Raw genomic sequence first — 22226 nt, 5'->3', positions numbered from 1 at the left:
ATACCGAGCTATCTTTTGAATATTTTCTATTAAAAAACAATAGCTTAAGTATTTCATCAAGTTCTACTATCGGATTGAATTATTCCATAAATCCCTCTCGGTGCCTATCACAATTTTAACCGTTTTCTGTTGAGCATCGGGTTAAAATGAAGAAGTTTTGTCCACCGCTTAAAGCAGCTGCTTCATTTCCAAAACAGCCCTTTTGTGCTATTGTGCGCATACTTCAAAACCGCTATTTGGCGCCAAACAGAAACCATCTATTTCATGGCTAAAATTAAAACCGCCGTTATTGGTGTGGGTTATCTTGGAAAATTTCACGCGCAAAAATATGCAGCTCTCGATAACAGCGAGCTTATTGCTGTAGTCGACGCCAACCCAGAAACCGCAAAAGAAATCGCTGATACACTTTCTGTGCACGGTCTCACTGATTATTCAAGTCTGCTTGGTAATGTTGATGCGGTCAGTATTGCAGCCCCCACCAGCCTACATTACAAAATTGCCAAAGATTTTCTTGAGCACGGTACTCATGTATTGATCGAAAAACCAATTACCGTGACCGTTGAGGAAGCCGATGAGTTGATCGAACTAGCCAAACAAAACGAAGCGATTATTCAAGTCGGCTTTTTAGAAAGATTCAATGCAGCGATCTTAAAACTAGACCGCGCCATCACTGAACCTCGTTTTATTGAATCGCATCGTTTAGCACCGTTCAATCCGCGAGCAAATGATGTTAACGTTGTGCTCGATTTGATGATTCATGATATCGATATTATTCTCAATATAGTTAAATCAGAACTCACAGCAATTCGTGCCTCTGGTGCATCAGTTTTGACCGAGACTTCGGATATCGTTAACGCCAGACTAGAATTCGCTAATGGATGTGTTGCAAATGTAACGGCCAGTCGAGTCTCGGTGAAAACAGAACGAAAAATGCGAATATTTCAAAATGAATCTTGCGCAACGGTTGACTTCCAAAACCGAGGTTTATACATCTACCAAAAAGGCGAAGGCTTGGATGAAAACGGCATGCCACATATCATTGCAGACGAACAAAGTTTCGAAAACAATGATGCATTGATGGAAGAAATAAAAGCGTTTCTCAATAGCATTGAAACCAAAACTCCAGCCGTTGTTACCGGTGAAGACGGCCGACAAGCACTTGACACTGCTATCCAAATTTCAAAACTTTTAAGTGAGTAGTTATTTATGAATATCCCAATGGTTGACTTGAAACAACAGTATCTTGAAATGAAAGATGAGATTGATTCAGGGATATTGGCCGCACTAGAGTCTACCCAGTTTATCCTTGGCCCAAACGTAAAAGCCTTTGAAGAGGAAGCTGCAAAGTATTTGGGTGTAAAACACTGCCTTGGGGTTAACTCTGGTACTGACGCTTTACACTTAGCGCTGATTGCGGCTGGCGTTGGCAAAGGCGATGAAGTTATCACAACCACTTTCACCTTTATAGCAACCGCAGAAGCGATTAGTTATGTCGGTGCTACTCCGGTCTTTGTTGATATTGACGAACAAAATTTTAATATTGATTTGCAACAAGTGGAAGATGCCATTACCGACAAAACAAAAGCGGTTATTCCTGTCCATCTGTTTGGTCAACCGGTCGACATGTTGGCTCTTAAAAAGTTATGCGACGCGAAAGGTCTGAAGATCGTTGAAGACTGTGCTCAGTCTTTTGGCGCCGATATTAATGGACAACAAACCGGAAGTTTTGGTGACGTTGGCGCATTTAGTTTCTTTCCCAGTAAAAACTTAGGCTGCTATGGCGATGGTGGTTTAATCTCGACTAACTCGGATGACATCTTCAAACATTTAAACATACTTAGAAACCACGGGATGAGCGTTCGCTATCATCATACTGAATTGGGATTTAATAGCCGATTAGACGAACTTCAAGCGGTTATCTTAAGAGCCAAACTCAAGCGCATTGATAGCTACAATGATAATCGTCGTAGAGTCGACCAAACTTATAAAAAATATTTAGCCGATTCTGCAATCGTTACACCACATGAAGATGGTGTAGGCAAGCATGTTTATCACCAATATGTTTGTATGCATCATCAGCGAGATAAAATCATGCAGACTTTACAAGATAATAATATCGCTTGTGCTATTTATTATCCTATCCCGTTGCATCGCCAAGACGTTTATGCAAACCAAAATACTGATAATCACTTACCGGTTTCCGAAAAGGTAGTGGACCATTGTTTCGCGTTACCGATTTATCCAGAAATGGAAGAAGAAAAAATTAAAATCGTATGTGACGTTATCAAATCCGCAATACAATAACAAAACTAACCTGTGTCCATGACTCAATCAGTTTTAATTAGTGCCGGTGAAGCATCCGGCGATCTTCATGCTGCCAATTTAGTCAGAGAATTAAAAAAAATTAATTCCGACTTAAACATTACTGCTATGGGTGGCGATAACCTGAGAGAAGCCGGTGCTGATGTCATCATCGACTGCGCCGAGCTGGCCGTCGTCGGATTGGTAGAAGTACTTATTAATTATCGCAAAATAAAAAAAGCACTCGATCATTTAGCGGATATTGTGCGAACCCAAAAGCCCGATTTGCTGATACTTGTTGATTATCAGGAGTTTAATATGAAACTCGCTCAGGTAGCCAAGGAGTCTGGTGTTAAAGTTTTGTTTTATATTGGACCGCAAGTATGGGCATGGCGTCCAAAACGCGTTCATAAGATTCGCGAACGCGTTGACATGATGGCAGTATTGTTTCCTTTCGAAGTGGCTTTTTACGAGAATGCTAATGTCCCAGTAAAGTTTGTCGGTAATCCGCTCGTCGACGAAGTTTACCCAACCAAAGACAAACCAGAGCTACTTAGGGAGTATCAACTTTCGAGCGATAAAAAGACGATTGGACTATTCCCTGGAAGTCGACGCAGTGAAATAAAAAAAGTACTACCGATCCAACTGAAGACGGCAAAATATCTAACCGAACAACGCAACGACCTGCAATTTGTCCTCGGCGTTGCGAGCACTCTTGACATCAATGAGTTGAAATCGCAATGCGTGGGTTACGAGGCCCTCAATATTCAGTTTATTCAAGATAGACCCTACAACATCATGAGTACTTGCGATGCGATTATCACGGCATCAGGTACGGCAACTCTCGAAATTGGCTTGATGGGAATTCCTTTTACAATTACCTATCGCATATCACCAATTTCCTATGCCATATTCAAGCGAATGATATCGGTAGAAAATGTTGGTTTAGTTAACATTGTTGCGGAAAAAAGAATCATTAATGAGTTTATCCAAGATAAAGCTCAACCAAAACAAATTGGTCAAGAAATTATGCGGATTCTTGATGATGAAGCTTACCGCAACGATATGATCAATCAGTTATCCGAGGTCAGAGCAAAACTTGGCGCTGAAGGCGGCTCGAAAAATGTCGCAAGCTTAGCCGCAAATATGTTGGCATCAAACAATCGTTAATCGTTTAACGGGCAATTCCGCGGGGTGAGTTGCGAATAAAATCAGCCATTAATTTAACCGACTCTGAAGTTTTAGCCATTTCGTCAAGTTTAGCTAACATTTCCGCTTGCCCAAGTTCCTGACGATAAATAACTTTGAAAGCTCTTCTTATATTTTGGATTTCTTGTTTATCAAATCCACGCCGCTGCAAACCCCGTGCATTTATTGTCTTAGGCGAAGACTCCGCATACATGACAAACGGCGGAATATCTTGAGTCACCTTACTTTGAATGCCAAGCATTGTGTGCGCACCCACATGACAAAACTGATGTATGCCACTGAAACCACTAATAATTGCCCAATCATTAATGTGTACATGTCCCGCTAAATTGGTGCTGTTCACAATCACGATCTTATTACCTAAAATACAGTTATGCCCAATATGGACATGCGCCATTAGCATATTATCGTCACCAATTTTTGTAATGTAGTCCTCTTTGGGGATCGCTCGATGGATACTCACATACTCTCGAATACTATTTCTATCACCGATAACAAGTTTAGTATCTGAAGATTTATCAAAACTTAAATCTTGTGGGATGTCTCCAATAGACGCGAACTGGTGAATTTCGTTATCTTCGCCAATCACTGTTGGCCCTTTAATCACGACATGCGGCCCCACAATCGTGCGTTCACCTATAACGACATCCGGACCTATGACAGAATAGGGCCCAATTTCAGCGGAATCAGCAATCTTCGCCGACGGATCGACGATTGCGGTAGCGTGGATCATAAATTTCTAATCTTATTATTTAAATCATAGAGCCTCGAGCGAGACCCCGTTTCGATTGATTGACAAAGTCGATCATTAACTTAACATGTTCTGACTCATTCGCCATAACTTCAAGCTCTTTCATCACTTCCTCTAAAAGCATCCCGCTTCGATATATCACTCGATATGCTTTTCGAATTGCGCTTATATCTTTGCCAGTAAACCCACGCCGTCGTAACCCTTCGGCATTAACCGCTCTCGGTGCAGAGTCAGCATAAAGAACAAAAGGCGCTATATCTTGGGTTACCGTCGAGCGAAGACCAATAAAGGCATGGGCGCCAATATGACAGAATTGATGAACGCCGGCAAACCCGCCAAGAATGGCCCAGTCACCGATGACCACATGACCCGCCAAATTTGAGCTGTTAGCAATAGTAACGTTATCACCAAGTACACAATCATGAGCAATATGAGTATATGCCATCAATAAATTATTATTGCCGATTTTGGTAACCCCTTTATCTTGGGTTGTACCTCGATGAATCGTGCAGGATTCGCGAACAATATTATTGTCGCCTATCTCGGTTCGGGTTGGTTCTCCGGCATACTTTTTATCTTGATTAGCTTCACCAATCGAGGAGAATTGATAAAAGTGATTTTTCTTACCGATGGTTGTATGACCATTGATGACAACATGTGGACCCACTACGGTACCTTCACCGATGGTAACGTGTTCATCAATTACCGAAAACGGTCCAACCGATACGTCTTCGGCCAGCTTTGCTGATGGGTGTATCACGGCACTGGGATGAATCATTATCCGACATCCTGTTTTGAACACATGAGTTGCGCAGCACACACGATCTTTCCATCTACAAGTGCTTGCGCGTCGAATTTCCAAAAAGTTCTTTTGCGATTCAGTAAAGTTACTTTTAGCTCTACTTGATCGCCTGGCTCAACAGGCTTCTTAAAACGCGCGCTGTCGATGCCAACAAAGTAATATAAAGAGTCTTCATCCGGTGATTCGTCTAAAGTTTTAAACGCTAAAATTCCTGTCGCTTGCGCCAATGCTTCTAATATCAAAACACCTGGCATCACTGGCCGGTGGGGAAAATGTCCGGTAAAACATGGCTCGTTCATCGTGACATTTTTTATCGCATTAAGATACTCACCAACTTTGTAATCTGTAACCTTATCAACTAATAAAAAAGGATACCTATGGGGCAGTGTCTTCATTATTTCATGAATATCAAGTGACGAAATCTGCCGCTGTTCTCCACTCATGAATTTGCTCCGCCTTTAATATCGTCGATTTGCTTTTGTAACCGTTTTAGCTGTTTCGCCATCTCATCTAACTGTCTAAAACGTGCCACATTCTTACGCCACGTTTTGTTATCTTGCATGCCGGTACCGGATGAAAAAACACCGGGTTCTTTATTAGAGCGATTAATCAAACTACACGCTGTTACATGTGTCTTATCGGCAATAAATAAATGCCCTAGTATTGACGATCTACCACTAAACGTACAGTGCTTGCCGATTGTTGTACTACCCGCAATTCCGGTCATGCCCGCCATAGCCGTATGCTCACCGATGACAACATTGTGGGCAATGTGACATAAGTTATCAATCTTGACACCATTACCGATAATCGTATCGTTTAACGCTCCTCTATCGATACAGGCATTGGCACCAACATCAACTTCATTACCCAGAATAACGCTGCCTGTTTGCGGTATTCGAACCCACTGACCTTGCTCGTTAGCGTAACCGAACCCATCAGCGCCGATGATAGCACCGGATTGAATCACGCAATTTTCACCTAATACAACCCGATGATATATAGAAACATTAGCATAAAGACGAGAGTTCGCACCGATTTTTGCCGATTCACCAATTGTGGTATTCGCACCGATTATAACGTTATCGCCAATTTGAACACCTTCACCAATAACTACGCCAGGCTCTATCGCCACATTTTCACCAATAGAGGCACTTTCATGGACGATGGCACTGGGGTGAATTTCTTGAGGAGGCTTGGGCGTTGTGTCTAACAATTGAGCCACTCGCGCAAAACCTAAATAAGGGTCCTGGATTATAATGCCGTTAGTTTTTAACTGCGATTTAACGGCATCAGAAACCAAAACACAACCCGCTTGGGTTGTGCTTAATTGTGATTGATACTTGTTGTCACTCAGAAAAGAAATATCTTGAGAGCTAGCCTTATCAATTGGCGCTAATCCGCTAATGATATGCTCTCCATCACCGACATACTGAGCATCTAACAGCTGCGCAATCTGCGCAACTGTGTAGTCGCGACTTGCCAAAAGATTAGCCTGCAGGATTGCTAATCATAGCAATAACTTTGTCAGTGATATCGATCGCAGGAACTGCATGAATTGCAACTTCCTTTGCTAAGATAAGATCGAACTTATCTTCGGCAGCAATTTTTTGAATTGCTTCATTAATTTTTTGAGCGACTTTTTGCTGTTCTTGTGAAGTAGCAATTTTGATATCTTCTTGGAAGAATTTTTGTTTCAAAGAGAACTGCGAATCAAGCGCTTGAAGCTGACGATCGATTTCCAATCGCTGTGCACCAGTCATTGTCATTTGGTCTCTTTTAGCTTTGGCTTTTAAATCTTCGCCTTGCTTTTGCAACTCAACCAACTCGTTTTGTCTTTCTTGAAACTGTTGCTTGATTCTGTCGTTAGCTGCCTTCAATTGAGGCGCTTTACTCAATACCGCTTTAGTATCGACAACCCCAATTCTGAAGTCTGCTGCTTGAACACTCGCCGCCATAAAAAGCAGAGCAAAAGTCATAATTGATTTTTTTAACATTTTTACACCTTCTTACTTATTAAACTTAAATACTTTTCTCGACTTTACTTATTAAAAGCTTGGTCAATATTCTCTAAAAAGTCTTACCAACGTTGAACGAGAATTGCTCAACTTCGTCACCGTCTTCTTCTTTTAATGGTGTCGACAGACTGATTGTTAACGGCCCCATCGGTGATAGCCATTGTAAAGATATCCCAGCAGAAACTCTATAGGTTCCTGGCTCAGAGTAATCTGGAATTTTTGCTAATTGTACCGGATCCAACTCTCGATAATTATCGAGATCAAAATTAGTATCCCATAAATTTCCGACATCGACAAAAGCACTGGTCCTAACCGAGTTACTTTCTTCCGCAAACGGGATAGGAAAAATTAATTCTAGCGAGCCAAGTATTCTCGCGTTACCACCCGTCGTCCGACGACTAATAAATATCTCATCATCAGCACTTGGTAGGCCTACTGAAACCTGGCCTTGACCGCCATCAGTCGGAATCGGCCCAGAAGTTGATCCGCTGAATCGTTCGATAACTCGTGGTCCAATCGTATTTGATTCAAAGCCTCTCAGCGATCCCGAGCCCCCCGCACTAAAGTTCTCAAAATAAGGGAGTTTTTCTGTATCACCATAAGCATCGCCCCATGCCAGCCTAAATCGACTCAAAAAGGTCCAGCCCTGAGCAATAGGAATATAGTGGCTGAGGTCGTATGTGACCTTGTAGAATTCTAAATCACTACCAGGTGTGGTGGCTGCCAATGAGAGTGTTTGGCTCGTTCCGCGAGTCGGAAAAATACCGCGATTGAGTGTATTTCTGGATAACCCTACGCTCGCTCTCGTTAAAAAGTAGTCATAATTAGGGTCGATTCTAATGTCTTGGTTTTCACTCTCAAAAAACTCGATAACTTGTTGAGAGGTTGTATAGCGACCGGCTTTAAGTTCACTATCCTGGAAGCTCAATCCAAAATTAATTCCGCTCACTTCATTAAGCTGGTAACCAAGGTTACCGGAAAGACGAGTTGTATCCAGCGTTCCGGCACCTAACGAGAAGTTAAACTCGCCAAAATCTGTCACCACATACTCCAAGCCAATACCCGCACTAATCGCATCGATAGTAAAATAAGGGTCAAAATAATCCGCACGATAACTTTCCGAGTAGCGATTCTTATTAATGCCTACTTGAATACGTTTACCTGAGCCTAAGAAGTTACTGTGGCTGACATTGGCATTAATCGACGCTCCAAAGCCATCGCTATATCCGATACCACCGGAAATTGTTCCTGCAGAGCGTTCTTTAACTTTATAGTCAATATCAACACGATCTTCTTTGTCTTCGACTTTTGGCGTTTCTACTTCAACTTCTTCCAAGTAGCTGAGCCTTTGCAGTCTCAATTTAGAACGTTCGACCGCATCAGTTGAAAGCGCACCACCTTCCATAACTCTGACTTCTCGTCGCAGGACTTCATCATTAGTGGTTTCATTTCCAGCAAAATTGATTCGATTTACATAAACTTTCTTGCCAGGATCGATAAATAAAGTCAGTTCGACTTTGTTTTCTTCTTCGATAATATTGGGAATAGTAACAACCTTTGCAAAGGCATAGCCGTAATAACCCAAGCTCTTTTTAATTTGTTCTTCGGCAAACGAAACAGCCGCGGCGGAGTAGGTATCGCCTTTGGTCAATGGCATCAGGTTTTTCAGTTGTTCTTTACTCATGATCAGATCACCTGAGAAAACAATCTTATCGACCTTAAACTTTTCACCTTCGTCAACATTGATAGTGATGTAAATGCCTTTTCTATCGGGCGAAATCGAAACTTGAGTTGAAGTATTGTTGTATTTTAAGTAGCCGCGATCAAGATAATACGAACGCAGTGTTTCCAAGTCACCGGATAACTTCTCTCGAGAGTATTGATCTGCACTTGAGAAAAATGCCCACCATACCCCTTCAGACAATTCGAATTGGCCTAATAGTTCCTCATCGTCATAAACAGAATTTCCAACTAAACTGATTTTTTCGATTTTCGCAGGATCACCTTCATTGACGTCGAACTTAACTAGCACGCGGTTACGTGACTGTTTGATAATCTTGTCTTCAATTTTGACTGAGTATTTACCGTGGGCAAAATACTGTTCTTCCATGCCAAGCTTAATTCCTTTGATGGCGGCAGGATCAAAAATTTCACCTTTGGCAAAGTTTTGTCTGCGCATCGCATCTAAAATCTGTTCCGTTTTTATATCTGAATTACCATCAATCGTAATATCCGAGATTGTTGGTCTTTCTTTCAGGTCAAAAATCAGTTTGTTGCCATCCCGGAAAACTCGAACATCCTCAAAGCTGTTCGATGAAACGATTGCTCGAATAACCGTTGGCACACGAGCACTATCAAGCTTTTCGCCAACCTGAAGTGGTAGTAGATTAAAGAAGGTACCCAATTCCATTCTTTGCAGACCATTGACATCAATTTCTTCGACGACAAAACCATCTTCGAGCGATGCTTCTGCCGCAAGAACCATAGGTCCAAAGCCGGCCAATAATAATGTAGCTGCGAAAGCCTTTAACTGCCTGAGAAAATTAGACTTACTATTAAACTTCATAATTCCCTAAAAACTAACCCTAAGTTCACGCCCCGAAATGACGTGATAAATCATTAAAAATTGCGACCGCCATTAGCGCAAACACCATTAGCATGCCCACTTGCATACCGATTTCTTGTACTTTTTCTGAAAGTGGTTTTCCTTTTATTGCTTCTATTGAATAGAACAATAAATGACCGCCATCCAGGAGTGGAATTGGCAATAAATTGATAAATCCCAAATTAACACTAATCATCGCAACAAAGCTGAGGAAATATACCAGCCCGCCGCGAGCACTTCCACCCGCACCTTCAGCAATTGATATCGGTCCACTTAAACTTTTTGGTGAAATATCACCCACTAACAGCTTCTTAAATAACTGGACTGTTAACGATATCATTTTGCCAGTTTCTTGAATCGCCATATTAAATGACTCAACAAGACCACCTTGTCGGCTAGTCACATACTGAGAGCGATCGATACTCGCAGGACTCACTCCCAGAAAGCCAACTAGCTTGTCCTCTGGCTTGTGAGAACCTATGACCACAGAAAGCGGGGTCAGTTCACCATTTCTTTCAATTAACAGACTCACGGATTGATCTTTATCAGCTTGAACTAATGAGACTAACTGTCGCCAATCAATAACCTCTTGATTATTATACTTTTTAATTAAGTCGCCAGGTTCAAGTCCCGCTTTGTCTGCTGGCCCCCCAACCGTCACTTGAGCGATTTTCGCTGGAATTGTTATATCCTGAACTCGGTGGACAATCCCCAGCGACTCGAGTATCTGCGGCCGACTGGTATCAACTTGCCAATTATCAAGCTTAAGCGTCAGTTTTTTAGTCCCGCCTTGCTCGGAAGTGACTTCTAGCTCGAGCGTTGTTTCTTCGCCAAGGCGAGCTGCGACTGCTTTCACCACATCTTGCAGTAAAAACACCGGCTCTCCATCAACCCGATTAATCGTGTCTCCTGCGACTAGTCCCGCTTTACCAGCAATGGTTTGTTCATCAATTTTTCCGACTTGAGTATTGAGACCTGTAATCCCCATACCAAACATCATCCAGTAGAGCACTATCGCTAAAACAAAATTTGCCATAGGCCCAGCGAGAACAATCGCCATTCTCGCCCAAACCGATTTTCGGTTAAAAGCATAAGGCGCGTCATTTTCGTCAACATCACCTTCTCGCTCATCGAGCATTTTGACATAACCGCCGAGAGGTATCGCGGCTACCATGTAGGTTACGCCATCTTTACCTTTGCGTTGCCAAATCGGCTTGCCGAATCCGACTGAAAAAACTAATACTTTGACGCCTAGCTTTCGAGCAACCCAAAAGTGACCATATTCGTGGATAGTGACTAATATCCCCAGCGCAACGATAAAATAAAAAGCGTTATATAGAAAATCCATCATTGACCTCTTTGCTCAACAACCGACAACGCAAACTCTCGGGAAAGCTGATCGACTTCGATGATCGTTTGCAAATTTTGCGCCTCTCGAACTTCAACATGCTCCATCGTTTTCCGAATGACTGGGGCAATGTCTGTAAAGCGAATTTTGCCCGCTAAAAAAGCCTCAACGGCAACTTCATTTGCTGCGTTCAGTGTACAAGGCGCTGTTCCGCCAACTTGCATCGCCTGAGCCGCTAATTTTAACCCAGGAAACCGCTCAAAGTCAGGCGATTCAAAGGTCAGATTACTCATTTCAAAAAAGTTGAGTGGTTCGACACCGGCCTCTATTCTGGACGGCCAAGCGAGCGTATGAGCAATCGGCGTTCTCATATCTGGATTACCCATTTGCGCTATAACGGAGCCATCTGCGTAGGAAACCATCGAGTGAACAATACTCTGTGGATGAACGACAATTTCGATCTGCTCTAATGGCACACCAAACAAGAAGCAAGCCTCTATCAACTCAAGACCTTTGTTCATCATTGTCGCGGAATCGACAGATATCTTTCTTCCCATGTCCCAATTAGGATGAGCGCAGGCCTGATCAGGCGTAACTTGACTCAACTCATTCAAAGGTAATTGTCTAAAGGGTCCGCCAGAGCCCGTGAGAAGAATTTTATGGACGCCTTCAAGTGAGGCCAAACCATTATCATCCGCGCCAGGAAGACTTTGGAAGATTGCATTATGTTCGCTATCGACAGGTAACAATATTGCACGATGTGCTTTGACTGCGTTCATAAAAAGCTCACCGGACATGACTAAAGCTTCTTTATTGGCAAGCAGGACTTTAAGTCCACACTCTACAGCTGTCAGCGTCGGTAGAAGGCCCGCTGCGCCGACAATGGCGGCAACAACAATTTCGACGCCCGGCGTTCTCGCCGCATTAATGATGGCATCTCTTCCGGACTCAACTTGAATCGATAAGTTTAATTTTCTCAGTTCTGCGGTTAGCAACTCTGCAGATTGTTGATCGGCAATGATGACTTTTTCTGGTTGATAATTTTTACACTGCTCGAGAAGCTTTTGCCAATTTGAATGAGCCGTCAAAACGCGCACTGAATATTGGTCTAGATTTCGACTAATAACATCTAAGGTGTTACAGCCGATTGAACCGGTAGAGCCTAAAATACATACTCCCTGACTCATCAGAACCAACCAAAATAACTAAAGCTTAAGTAAAAAAGTGGCGCAACGATTATCGTGCTATCGAGTCGATCTAAAAGGCCCCCATGTCCTGGTAATAAGTTTCCAGAATCTTTGATGTTAGAGACTCTTTTTAGAGCGCTCTCAAACAAGTCGCCGATCACCGACATTATCGCTAAAACGACAAGCACCGCGGTGAAAATGACCCAATTATCAATATCGAGGCCCAGCAAAAACGCGCCGGTGTAGCCTATGGCTACGCTGAGCAAAAAGCCGCCGAAAGCGCCTTCCCAAGTTTTATTTGGGCTAACAACTGGCGCAAGCTTATTTTTACCGAATAGCTTTCCGGTAATATAGGCTCCTGTATCTGCGGCCCAAATCAAACAAAACATAAACAAAACTAACAAACCGCCATGGTAGAAATCCTGCAAATAAGCAGTACTTCTTATACTCACTAGTGATACAAAAAAGGCGGGTAATAAAACCAACCCAAATAGGCTGATTAGCAGATTATTTGCCCACCATTTCGGTAGGTTAGAATATCCAAGCACAACACTCACCGCGAGTAAAATAACGAGCAGTGAAGCGGCCAATACAATAATCGGATTGTCCCAGACAACATATGAAGGCCAACTCGGCGAGGGCCAAACGATGAAATCACCAGAGGTATACCAGATAAATAGATTGACTAAGGTAACCGCAACCGCAAACCCGGTCATCGCCATATTTTTCTTATATCCAGCTAATTTAGCCCACTCTAAAGCAACCATATAGACCACAACGGCTATCACGCCAGCAAAAAAATTAAGCTGAGTACCCATTAGCAGCACCAATACAAGTGCGAGCAATACTAGGGCGGTGATAATTCGTTGTTTCAGCATAAGTTATTTCTCTTCTTGTGACACTTGCTCACCGGTTTTACCAAAACGACGCTGTCGTCCCTGATAAGCATCTATGGCTTTCTTCAGTTGGTTACTATCAAAGTCTGGCCACAAAGTATCGCAAAAGTATAACTCGGCGTATGCAGCTTGCCATATCAAAAAATTGCTAATTCGTGTTTCACCACCGGTTCTGATTAACAAATCGAGCGGCGGTAGATCATGAGTCACCAAATTCTTCTCCAACATCAATTCATCGATTTGTTGAATGCCTGGTGACTCTCGCAAGATATTGTTGACGGCTTGGGTGATATCCCATTGCCCCCCATAATTGGCAGCTATATTGAGTCTAACGTTTCGGTTGTTCTCAGTGAGTGCCTCGGCCTTTTTAATGCTTTCTTGAAGCTTGCTATTAAACGCGCCGGTATCACCGAGAAACTTAAGTTTTACGCCGTGTTTATTTAGCGTTTTCACTTCTCGGTTGAGCGCCACAATAAAGAGCTCCATTAAATAGGAGACCTCTTCTTTAGGACGATTCCAATTCTCGCTGCTAAAAGCGAACAGCGTTAGCGACTCGACTCCTAAATTACCAGCGGCTTCAATTACTTCTCGAGCGCGCTCGACGCCAACTTTGTGACCACTGGTTCTTTTTTTACCGCGTGCCTGAGCCCACCGACCATTGCCGTCCATAATGATTGCAACATGTTTGGGGATATTTTTCTCAGACATAATGTCGTGTTCAGCCCTGGTAGTGATTATTCTTATTATTCAAACAAATGAATGTTTATTAATACAAATACGCCGCGTCATCTCAGCGATAACACGGCGCTCAGCCTGATGGGAAATAATTTCGATTATATTTCCATCAACTCCTTTTCTTTCTCGGCAGCCAATTCGTCAACTTTCTTGACGTGACTATCGGTAATTTTTTGGATCTCGTCTTCAGCACGACGTTCATCGTCTTCACTGATTTCTTTGTCTTTTTCAAGCTCTTTGAGGGTCGAGTTTGCATCTCTTCGGATATTTCGAATGGCGATTTTCGCCGACTCAGCTTCGTTGCCAACCACCTTGATCATGTCCTTACGACGTTCTTCGGTTAATGGCGGCAGCGGTAAACGAATCAGGTTACCCGCAGTGTTGGGGGTAATCCCAATATCAGACTCCATAATCGCCTTCTCGATCGGCTGAATCATTGACTTTTCGAAAGGCTGAACGGTTAATGTTCGTGCGTCTTGAACGCTAACATTAGCGGCTTGATTCAGCGGTGTATCGACACCGTAATAAGATACTGTTAAGTGATCAAGTAAACTTGGGTGAGCTCTACCGGTACGGATTTTTTGCAGAGCCAGCTTGAAAGATTCGATGCTTTTGTCCATCCGGGTACTTGCATCTTCTTTTATTTCATTAATCACAATGACGCTCCGTTTTTCTTGGTTCTTTTAATTGAGGTTATTCGCAGCTGATGAGAGTACCTTCACTCCCTTCTATCACTGCCTTAATTAACGCACCTGGTTTATTCATATTGAATACACGAATCGATTTATTGTGATCTCTTGCCAAACAAAAGGCGGTCAGATCCATAATCCCTAACTGTTTCTCAAGGGCTTCGTTGTAGGTGAGTTTGTCATAGCGCACAGCCTCCGGGTCCTTATTGGGATCGGCAGAATACACGCCATCAACCTTGGTTGCTTTTAAGATAACGTCAGCATCTATTTCAATGCCCCTCAAGCAAGCAGCCGTATCGGTCGTAAAAAATGGGTTACCAGTACCAGCAGTAAAAATTACCACTTGTCCTTCACGCATAAAGCGCAATGCATAACGTCTATCGTAGTCTTCACATACCCCTGTTAAAGATACTGCAGACATCACTCGAGTTCCGACTCTGAGCCTTTCCAACGCGTCTTGCATTGCTAAAGAATTCATAACAGTTGCCAGCATACCCATATGGTCGCCGGCAACTCTGTTCATTCCTGCTTTGGCTAACTTTTCGCCACGAAACAGGTTTCCGCCACCAATAACTACGCCAACCTGAACATCTTTGTCGACGAGTTCTTTAATTTCAGCAGCTATTCTGTCGAGGATCGAAGGATCAATACCAAAAGGCTCTGCACCCATTAAGGCTTCCCCACTGAGTTTCAGTAGGATTCTATTGCGGTCTTTAGCAGGCGCAGAACTTGGCATAATCATTATTCCCCTTTAACTTGTGCCATTACTTCAGCAGCAAAATCATCTTCTTTCTTTTCGATACCTTCACCTACTTCGAATCGTACCAAAGAAGTGACTGTCGCGTCAGCTTTCTTTAATAAGTCACCGACAGTAATTGAAGGATCTTTAACAAATGATTGACCAACTAAGCTAACTTCAGCAGCGAATTTGCGCATACGGCCAACGATCATTTTCTCAACGATATCTGCTGGCTTGCCGCTTTCAAGAGCTTGAGCGGTGAAAATTTCTTTTTCACGATTGTAAACGTCTTCAGAAATGTCTTCTGGGTTTACAAATTGTGGGTTTGTCGCCGCAGCATGCATCGCGATATCTTTCGCAAGCTCTGTGTCTCCGCCATTAAGCGCAGCAACAACTCCAATTCGACCGCCATGGATGTAGCTAGCAAGCGCCCCTTCAGCTTCAACGATTTGAACACGACGAACACCGATGTTTTCACCGATTTTCGCGATAAGCGCAGTTCGCGCAGCTTCTACTGTTTCGCCAGAGGCTAAAGCGGTCTCTTTTAAGACCTCAATTTCAGTTGTTTTGTTAGCCAGCGCAGCATCAACAACCGCGTTTGCAAACCCCATGAAGTTTTCGTCACGAGCAACGAAATCGGTTTCTGAATTAACTTCAACGATCGCAGCCACTTTTCCGTCATCCGATGCTTTAGTGATAATCACACCTTCAGCAGCGATACGACCGGCTTTCTTCTCTGCTTTGGCAGCGCCAGATTTGCGCATATTATCAATCGCAGTTTCGATATCACCGTTAGTTTCAACTAGGGCTTTTTTACATTCCATCATGCCAGCGCCTGTTCTTTCGCGCAGCTCTTTAACTAATGCAGCAGTAATTGCCATGATATTCTCCAAAATTAACTATTTGAGCTTTAATCTTTGCGCATTATTTATACGCAAAACGTCTCAATCATTACCTAAATACTTTTCAAGATATAAAATAGGGGGCCAAGCCCCCTACTCTCAATTCTTACGAGTCGGGGTTATTCTGCAGAAGCTTCTTTATCTTCTTCTACAAACTCGTCACTTGACTCTTCAGCAGGCGCAGTGGCAACGCTTTGACGACCATCGAGGATAGTGTCTGCAGCCGCTGACAAGTAAAGTTGAATCGCACGAATCGCATCATCGTTACCAGGGATAACATAATCAACGCCATCTGGGCTTGAATTACTATCGACTACCGCGATAACAGGGATGCCGAGCTTACGTGCTTCGGAAATCGCAATATGCTCGTGGTCAGCATCAATAACAAATAGTGCGTCAGGAAGACCACCCATGTTTTTGATACCACCAATAGAGGCTTCTAATTTTGCCATTTCGCGAGTAAGCAATAGAGCTTCTTTTTTAGTCAAACGGTCGAAAGTTCCGTCTTCGCTTTGCTTTTCTAGCTCTTTCAAACGGTTAATCGACTGACGAATCGTCTTGTAGTTGGTTAACATACCGCCCAACCAACGCTTATCAACATGGAACTGACCACAACGAGTCGCTTCTTCTTTAACAATCTTGCTTGCACTACGCTTCGTGCCAACAAACAATACCTTGCCTTTCTTCGCTGCAACTGAGCTAAGAAAGTTCAATGCATCATTGAACATTGGAAGCGTGTTTTCCAAGTTGATAATATGAATTTTGTTACGAGCGCCGAAGATGTACGGCTTCATTTTTGGATTCCAGAAACGGGTTCTGTGACCGAAATGCACGCCCGCCTGTAGCATATCACGCATAGTGACTTTTGCCATTTTGTAAACTCCTGATTTGTAAGGGTTTTGCCTCCGCTATTCCCAACTACCAACTTCAATTTGATAATCTCAATTGAAGCACCCTGATAGTCGTGACGAACAGCGTGTGAATTAGGTGCCAAACGACATTGTTTGACACGGCGCGCTTTATACCACAGATAAACCTTCTAGAGCAATAAAATTCAAGGAAAAGCAACAAAATTTGCCGGAAGATTATCTACCTCAGCGCTTTGCTTAGAAAACTCGACGGGGAAATCAAGTTAAATAATTCGATAGATAATTGATATATAAAGCTTTTTAATATTGCGACTCTCGCAAAAAAAGTTTCTTAAGTCGATCCAATTGAAAGCTTAAAATAAGCGCTTCGAAAGAGTTACCCACGGTTTGATTCCACGCTCGAACCGGTTCGATTTGTTCTCGTAAGTCAGCTATTTTGCCCAGCCGCAAAGCTTCTGAAATTTTGTCTCTTAGCTCAGGCGGCATTGATTCGATCGCTGAGACGTCGATAACTTTTATGCCAGAATAAGAATTATCCAATAGTTGAGGCACATCGTATTCTAATTCTAAACGACATAGTTCTGCTATCTTACTGAGTAACTCCCTTAAGTTCACAGGTTTATACATAACCGCATCAAAGCTTGAATCTTCGGCAACGGGTTTATCAACCTCAATCGCTCCTGCGGTCAGCGCAATCACTTTAGTCTCGCTGCCTTGGGGTAATTGACGAATCTTTTCTGTCGTTGCAACCCCACTCAGAGTTGGCATTAAAATATCCATTATAACGACCTTTGGACGATACTCTTTGAAGGCCTCAATACCTTTTAGGCCATCATCAGCCGTTATAACATTGAATCCAAACTTAGTCAGACCATACTTCAACAACTCCCGATTGGTTACAATATCATCAACCACTAAGACCGTGGGCTTGCCTGCTGAGATAGCGAGCTTAATCGGTTTACTGGGTGCTTGGTTTGTCTCTTCAGCGCATTCTTTCTCTGACTTTTTCAATTGAACACGGATACTGAACTCCGCTCCTTTTGGCGAACTATCAACTAGCGTGATATCTCCCCCCATTAAGCGTGCAATCTCGCGGCTAATTGGTAAGCCTAATCCAGTTCCACCAACAATATGTCCTTCCTGAGCTTGGGAGAAAGGCTCAAAAACGCTGAGTTTGCGGGACGCAGGAATACCGACTCCCGAATCCTTAACAATAAACTCAATTGTCGCCGTAGTATCTGAATTACTGAGGACATGCATGCTAAAGCTCACTTCTCCCTCTTGGGTAAACTTGATCGCATTGCCCAAAAGGTTGATGAGAATTTGGCTAAGCTTCGCTTGGTCAGCATAAACAAACTCAGGTATGTGGTCGGAGTAATGAAACTTCAAAGAAAGCCCTTTTTCTTCCGCGCGATATCGCAGCATTGCTTCAATGTCTTTCAACTGATTATGTAAATTGAAGATTGTTTCATTAAGCTCCATTCGACCTGCTTCAATCTTAGACATATCGAGTATGTCGTTGATCAATGCTAATAAGTGTTTGCCGCTCTGGTTAATTGTTCCGACTAACTTTTTATGCTCTGAATCAAGACCATGATCATTTTGAAGTAATTGCACATAACCTAGGATGGCATTCATGGGCGTGCGAATTTCGTGTGACATATTCGCAAGAAATACGCTTTTGGCTTTGTTCGCATCGATCGCTTTTTGCTCCGCCAGGTGCGCTTTTTGTTCAGCAACCTGTCGAGTTTCCACTTCTAACGCCAATTTACGATTCCAAAAAACAATAAAACTAAACAAAATGAGGATCGAAATGCCGGCTGCGCCTCCCCAAAATAGGATCGTTGACCAGTCAAACGCTGAAACCGGTTGTTGGTTAATCCACTTTTCAATGATGAGCGACTTTTCCCTTTCACTCAGTGAGCTTATTGACTTATTAATTACTGAAATTAGTGGCGCTAAGTCCTCCCTTACGGCAAATGTAAAGTCGTAAAAATAGGGCGTTGTGAAAGCAACATTAATATCATCACGATAAAGCTTTTTTAGCCAAAAATTCAACGAAATGTTATCAACTAGCAATCCCTCTCCGGCTTTCCTTTCGAGTTTTTCTATCGCATCGCTAATCGAAGAAGCTAAAACTATCTTCCCACCAGGAAACTCTCGTTTCATAATTTTATGACTGGCAGAGTTTTCGACTACAATGATATCTCTTTGCCTGAGTCCGTCCATCCCCACAACCATACTCGCATCACCAACAACGGCAACCACAAGAGGAATTTTTAATATGGGATCAGTGAATTTTACCGCGCTATTTAGTTCGATCGGTAAACCCGGTATCACATCGATTTGAGATTTTTCCAAAAGCATCAGCGAATCTTCCCAACCTGACGTTTGTACTTTATTAAAGCCCACTCCCAATTTTTCATTGATGACTTTTAAGAAATCATCGGCGAGTGCAATGTGAGCCGCTGAGTCTTCAGTAAAATCAAACGGCGCCCAAGCACTTGATGCGGCGATGTTAAAAACTTGAAACTGACTTAACCATAGTTCCTCAAAAGGAGAAATCGCATTAGGTTTATTGACAACATCTATCCACTTACCTTGAATGCTATTTTTTCTGACTTCAGAAATCGAGGCAATTCCCTTATTGAGAATAGGAATCCACTCAGATTTCGGTGCGTTTAATCCGATCATGAGCGGAGTCGAAGACTCTAAATCGCTATACTTAGAAACAATATCTGCAACCCCAAGACTTTTAATAAAATAGCTCTCACTTGGCATGCCAACATAATAGTCTAATTCACCGGTGAGTAATTTTTGAAAGCCCGCAAGAGAGCTCTCGACCGCAATGGCCGCTTGACCAATCAGTTTACTCTCTACCCAATTTTTGACGAGCAATACATCTTTTGAATAAGCAACCTTTTTACCAATCATATCTGATGGTGTCCGAATTTCATCGCTAGCTTGCTTCCCATACACTTCCACTGAAGTGATAAAATGCGGATTTGATGCCAGTAGGTCCATTTTTTCAATTCTGGCTGACGAAAGCATTGCCACGCCATCTAACTTTTTGTTGATAACATTGTTGATTAACTCACTATTTGCCCCCGTGGTGAGTTGAATATTAGCCCCTATCTTACTGTTTAGAACTTGTAAATACTCATAAAAGACACCTGACTGAACGCCATTATCATCCACCATAAAGTAAGGTGGTATCTGCGCAATCGCGAGATTTAGCGGAGCAGATTTAGCAACTATTTCTTTTTCTTTTTCGCTCAGTGAGACGGCGTAACCTTGCATACTCTGCAACGTCCAGTTAAAGACAATATTATCGATCGCGGTTTTACCGATTTCGTTTATCGCCTTGTTTAAAATCGAGACGAGCTCGGGTTGCTCTGCATGAATAATTGCAGACACTGAAGAAGCCTTATTGAAATCCATATACTTTACAATCAGACCGAAGTTGGGGAATTGAGATAACCAATAATTTTCAACATTTGAGCCAACATAATAATCAACTCGTTGCTCGACAAGTTTTCGCATACCATCTAATGTCGAGTCGACCGCAACAAATGTATTGTTCGTTCCTAAATGAGCAATGAGTGGCTCAACCAATTTAAATCCTTTTACATAGGCGATCCTTTTACCTTTGAGTCTATCTGGATCATCAAGTGGATAAACATCATCCATCCTGCCGAACCACGTCGGAACTACACTGGTCAACGCTTTTAACTTAATCATTTCATCCGTTAACGGAAAAGCATCAGTGGCCCCCGCTAACCCAACGATTTCCTCTCCAACTAATAATTCTCCAGCTTGATTCCAATCGATGATTTTAAGTTCAATATCGACGCCAATTCGTTCGCTTATTAAATTGTATATATCAACGAATATCCCGGATTGGTTACCCTCTTTGTCGACAATGAGCGATGGTGGAAATTTTTCAGTCCAACCTAAAATAATTTTCTGTTGTAATCTCAACCACTCTTTCTCTTTTTGCGATAGCGTCAGCCTTGTAAAATTATTTTCCCCTAAGTACCAATGATCGATAATTTTGGGTAATTCCTTTACCCGGGTATGAATAATTAATTTATTCAAAATAGATAACAAAATAGACTGATCTTCGCGAACCATAAATACGATATCGTCTGGTTCAGCAAATGTATGAATTTCTTTTATATTTCGGGTCGTTGAACGATACAACAAGTAGTTAGCAAGTTCTCTGTAATCTAAAAAGTAGTCAACTTTTCTCGATAACAGGGAACCGACTAACTCATCAAAACTATCGACCTCAGTAATATTGTTAGTCCGCTTGAGCTGTTCGATAATCGGGTGTGTTAGACCACTAAAAACCGCAATATTTTTATTGGCTAATTGCTGAAGCTCAAACTTTTCAGTTTTCGATTCCATTGCAAATAGCGAAAAATATGATTTAAATAAGTCCTCACTCGCTACATAACCAGGGAATTGTTGGATTGAACTACCAGACATGAAACCAACCGCCATAACATTCTTAACGTTCGTTTCAGCAGAAAGCTCGGAATAAGGTTGTCTTAATGGGTTGATTTTTACGCCAAGTTTTCGTTCAAAAATATTCAACAACTCAGGAACAGCGCCTTTAACCTCGCCGTCCATCCAAAAAGAATCAGGCGCGGAGTCTTCTAAGAGATGGAAATCAAGGGTGGGATTTTCTTTTAACCATCGAATTTCTGTCGGCGTTAAATTGAGCTCCTGTTGGAGCGTTGCGGCAAGCAAGGCTGGCGCCGAGAAGATGAGTGTAACAACGGCTATCCACCGTCCAATTCGCATTTTTAACCTACGAAGGTCCTTGACCAAACACGTATTCCGAGTTGAATTCATCATCTTGAGTGTCCTTGCTCACATAGAAAAATTCTTTTAAACACTGTTTTGGCTGGGCCGCATCTCCTCGTCTGCAGGGAGATTTAATCGATCACGTTTTTTATATCGCTTAGTGTTTTAAACTCAGCTATTTTTCGGTCAGTTGCCAAAAGCTTGTGAATAGGTCGACACTCTCGAATACATCGACTTCTTTTGATTACATCGACATGACTAATATTAGGCTATTTCGGGCTGTTTCGCAGAAAACACGTTATGATTCTCACAAAAACGCCACATAATAAGGCTTAGTCTGAAATTATCGTTCTCAGCGCGACG

At 42.5% G+C, this 22226-nt stretch carries 18 protein-coding genes; 3 read left to right on the top strand and 15 right to left on the bottom strand.

Annotated elements, in window-relative coordinates:
* Window positions 1-264 precede the first annotated feature (264 nt).
* The 3 genes from FLL45_RS10810 to lpxB are packed head-to-tail and all read left to right on the top strand — an operon-like array spanning window position 265 to window position 3471.
* Entirely contained in the window at window positions 265-1200 is a 936-nt protein-coding gene (locus tag FLL45_RS10810) for a Gfo/Idh/MocA family protein (RefSeq protein WP_142942026.1), read from the top strand.
* Between the two features lie 6 nt (window positions 1201-1206).
* The gene (locus FLL45_RS10805; RefSeq protein ID WP_142942025.1) at window positions 1207-2304 is read left to right on the top strand and encodes a DegT/DnrJ/EryC1/StrS family aminotransferase; all 1098 of its coding nucleotides are present in this window, start codon (window positions 1207-1209) and stop codon (window positions 2302-2304) included.
* 18 nt (window positions 2305-2322) lie between these two features.
* Complete coding sequence (gene lpxB / locus FLL45_RS10800; RefSeq protein ID WP_142942024.1) at window positions 2323-3471, top strand: lipid-A-disaccharide synthase; 1149 nt, start codon at window positions 2323-2325, stop codon at window positions 3469-3471.
* A 4-nt stretch (window positions 3472-3475) separates the two neighbouring features.
* Here lpxB and lpxA (FLL45_RS10795) read toward each other — a convergent pair whose 3' ends face one another.
* From lpxA (FLL45_RS10795) to FLL45_RS10725, 15 genes are all read right to left on the bottom strand, one after another.
* The gene (gene lpxA / locus FLL45_RS10795) at window positions 3476-4243 is read right to left on the bottom strand and encodes an acyl-ACP--UDP-N-acetylglucosamine O-acyltransferase (RefSeq protein WP_142942023.1); all 768 of its coding nucleotides are present in this window, start codon (window positions 4241-4243) and stop codon (window positions 3476-3478) included.
* 19 nt (window positions 4244-4262) lie between these two features.
* Complete coding sequence (gene lpxA / locus FLL45_RS10790) at window positions 4263-5039, bottom strand: acyl-ACP--UDP-N-acetylglucosamine O-acyltransferase (RefSeq protein ID WP_142942022.1); 777 nt, start codon at window positions 5037-5039, stop codon at window positions 4263-4265.
* On the bottom strand, window positions 5039-5506 hold the full coding sequence (gene fabZ / locus FLL45_RS10785; protein WP_185964410.1) for a 3-hydroxyacyl-ACP dehydratase FabZ: 468 nt from the start codon (window positions 5504-5506) through the stop codon (window positions 5039-5041). Before fabZ ends, lpxA (FLL45_RS10790) begins: the two co-directional genes overlap by 1 nt.
* Window positions 5503-6549, bottom strand: coding sequence for a UDP-3-O-(3-hydroxymyristoyl)glucosamine N-acyltransferase (gene lpxD / locus FLL45_RS10780; protein ID WP_142942021.1), 1047 nt, complete (start codon window positions 6547-6549; stop codon window positions 5503-5505). Before lpxD ends, fabZ begins: the two co-directional genes overlap by 4 nt.
* Before the next feature lie 4 nt (window positions 6550-6553).
* On the bottom strand, window positions 6554-7060 hold the full coding sequence (locus FLL45_RS10775) for an OmpH/Skp family outer membrane protein (protein WP_142942020.1): 507 nt from the start codon (window positions 7058-7060) through the stop codon (window positions 6554-6556).
* 73 nt (window positions 7061-7133) lie between these two features.
* Entirely contained in the window at window positions 7134-9647 is a 2514-nt protein-coding gene (gene bamA, locus FLL45_RS10770) for an outer membrane protein assembly factor BamA (protein WP_142942019.1), read from the bottom strand.
* A gap of 25 nt (window positions 9648-9672) precedes the next feature.
* The gene (gene rseP, locus FLL45_RS10765; protein WP_142942018.1) at window positions 9673-11037 is read right to left on the bottom strand and encodes an RIP metalloprotease RseP; all 1365 of its coding nucleotides are present in this window, start codon (window positions 11035-11037) and stop codon (window positions 9673-9675) included.
* On the bottom strand, window positions 11034-12221 hold the full coding sequence (gene ispC / locus FLL45_RS10760; RefSeq protein WP_142942017.1) for a 1-deoxy-D-xylulose-5-phosphate reductoisomerase: 1188 nt from the start codon (window positions 12219-12221) through the stop codon (window positions 11034-11036). The genes rseP and ispC overlap by 4 nt, the downstream gene beginning before the upstream one ends.
* Window positions 12221-13099 (bottom strand): phosphatidate cytidylyltransferase, encoded by an 879-nt coding sequence (locus tag FLL45_RS10755; RefSeq protein WP_142942016.1) that lies wholly within the window; start codon window positions 13097-13099, stop codon window positions 12221-12223. Before FLL45_RS10755 ends, ispC begins: the two co-directional genes overlap by 1 nt.
* A gap of 3 nt (window positions 13100-13102) precedes the next feature.
* Window positions 13103-13825, bottom strand: a complete 723-nt coding sequence (gene uppS / locus FLL45_RS10750; RefSeq protein ID WP_142942015.1) for a polyprenyl diphosphate synthase — start codon at window positions 13823-13825, stop codon at window positions 13103-13105.
* Window positions 13826-13950: 125 nt separating this feature from the next.
* Window positions 13951-14508: a ribosome recycling factor gene (gene frr / locus FLL45_RS10745; protein WP_142942014.1), complete on the bottom strand. Its 558-nt coding sequence runs from the start codon at window positions 14506-14508 to the stop codon at window positions 13951-13953.
* A 37-nt stretch (window positions 14509-14545) separates the two neighbouring features.
* Window positions 14546-15277, bottom strand: coding sequence for a UMP kinase (gene pyrH / locus FLL45_RS10740; RefSeq protein ID WP_142942013.1), 732 nt, complete (start codon window positions 15275-15277; stop codon window positions 14546-14548).
* A gap of 5 nt (window positions 15278-15282) precedes the next feature.
* A complete protein-coding gene (gene tsf, locus FLL45_RS10735) occupies window positions 15283-16164 on the bottom strand; it encodes a translation elongation factor Ts (RefSeq protein ID WP_210247180.1) in 882 nt (293 codons plus the stop codon).
* A gap of 137 nt (window positions 16165-16301) precedes the next feature.
* Window positions 16302-17054, bottom strand: a complete 753-nt coding sequence (gene rpsB / locus FLL45_RS10730; RefSeq protein WP_142942011.1) for a 30S ribosomal protein S2 — start codon at window positions 17052-17054, stop codon at window positions 16302-16304.
* Between the two features lie 297 nt (window positions 17055-17351).
* Window positions 17352-21914 carry an ATP-binding protein gene (locus FLL45_RS10725; protein WP_142942010.1) on the bottom strand — a complete coding sequence of 1521 codons (4563 nt, stop codon included), beginning with the start codon at window positions 21912-21914 and terminating at the stop codon, window positions 17352-17354.
* Window positions 21915-22226: the final 312 nt, after the last annotated feature.

The sequence above is a fragment of the Aliikangiella marina genome (genome assembly GCF_007004765.1).
Lineage (GTDB): Bacteria > Pseudomonadota > Gammaproteobacteria > Enterobacterales > Kangiellaceae > Aliikangiella > Aliikangiella marina.
Note: the sequence above shows the minus strand (reverse complement) of the source record. Positions and strands in the feature narration are given on the sequence as shown.

Coding starts and splice junctions, on each gene's coding strand:
- uppS (WP_142942015.1), bottom strand. CDS start 13,825: ATGTCTGAGAAAAATATCCCCAAACATGTTGCAATCATTATGGACGGC.
- pyrH (WP_142942013.1), bottom strand. CDS start 15,277: ATGCCAAGTTCTGCGCCTGCTAAAGACCGCAATAGAATCCTACTGAAA.
- rpsB (WP_142942011.1), bottom strand. CDS start 17,054: ATGGCAAAAGTCACTATGCGTGATATGCTACAGGCGGGCGTGCATTTC.
- bamA (WP_142942019.1), bottom strand. CDS start 9,647: ATGAAGTTTAATAGTAAGTCTAATTTTCTCAGGCAGTTAAAGGCTTTC.
- FLL45_RS10775 (WP_142942020.1), bottom strand. CDS start 7,060: ATGTTAAAAAAATCAATTATGACTTTTGCTCTGCTTTTTATGGCGGCG.
- FLL45_RS10810 (WP_142942026.1), top strand. CDS start 265: ATGGCTAAAATTAAAACCGCCGTTATTGGTGTGGGTTATCTTGGAAAA.
- FLL45_RS10725 (WP_142942010.1), bottom strand. CDS start 21,914: ATGATGAATTCAACTCGGAATACGTGTTTGGTCAAGGACCTTCGTAGG.
- lpxA (WP_142942023.1), bottom strand. CDS start 4,243: ATGATCCACGCTACCGCAATCGTCGATCCGTCGGCGAAGATTGCTGAT.
- FLL45_RS10755 (WP_142942016.1), bottom strand. CDS start 13,099: ATGCTGAAACAACGAATTATCACCGCCCTAGTATTGCTCGCACTTGTA.
- fabZ (WP_185964410.1), bottom strand. CDS start 5,506: ATGAGTGGAGAACAGCGGCAGATTTCGTCACTTGATATTCATGAAATA.
- FLL45_RS10805 (WP_142942025.1), top strand. CDS start 1,207: ATGAATATCCCAATGGTTGACTTGAAACAACAGTATCTTGAAATGAAA.
- lpxB (WP_142942024.1), top strand. CDS start 2,323: ATGACTCAATCAGTTTTAATTAGTGCCGGTGAAGCATCCGGCGATCTT.
- rseP (WP_142942018.1), bottom strand. CDS start 11,037: ATGATGGATTTTCTATATAACGCTTTTTATTTTATCGTTGCGCTGGGG.
- ispC (WP_142942017.1), bottom strand. CDS start 12,221: ATGAGTCAGGGAGTATGTATTTTAGGCTCTACCGGTTCAATCGGCTGT.
- lpxA (WP_142942022.1), bottom strand. CDS start 5,039: ATGATTCATCCCAGTGCCGTGATACACCCATCAGCAAAGCTGGCCGAA.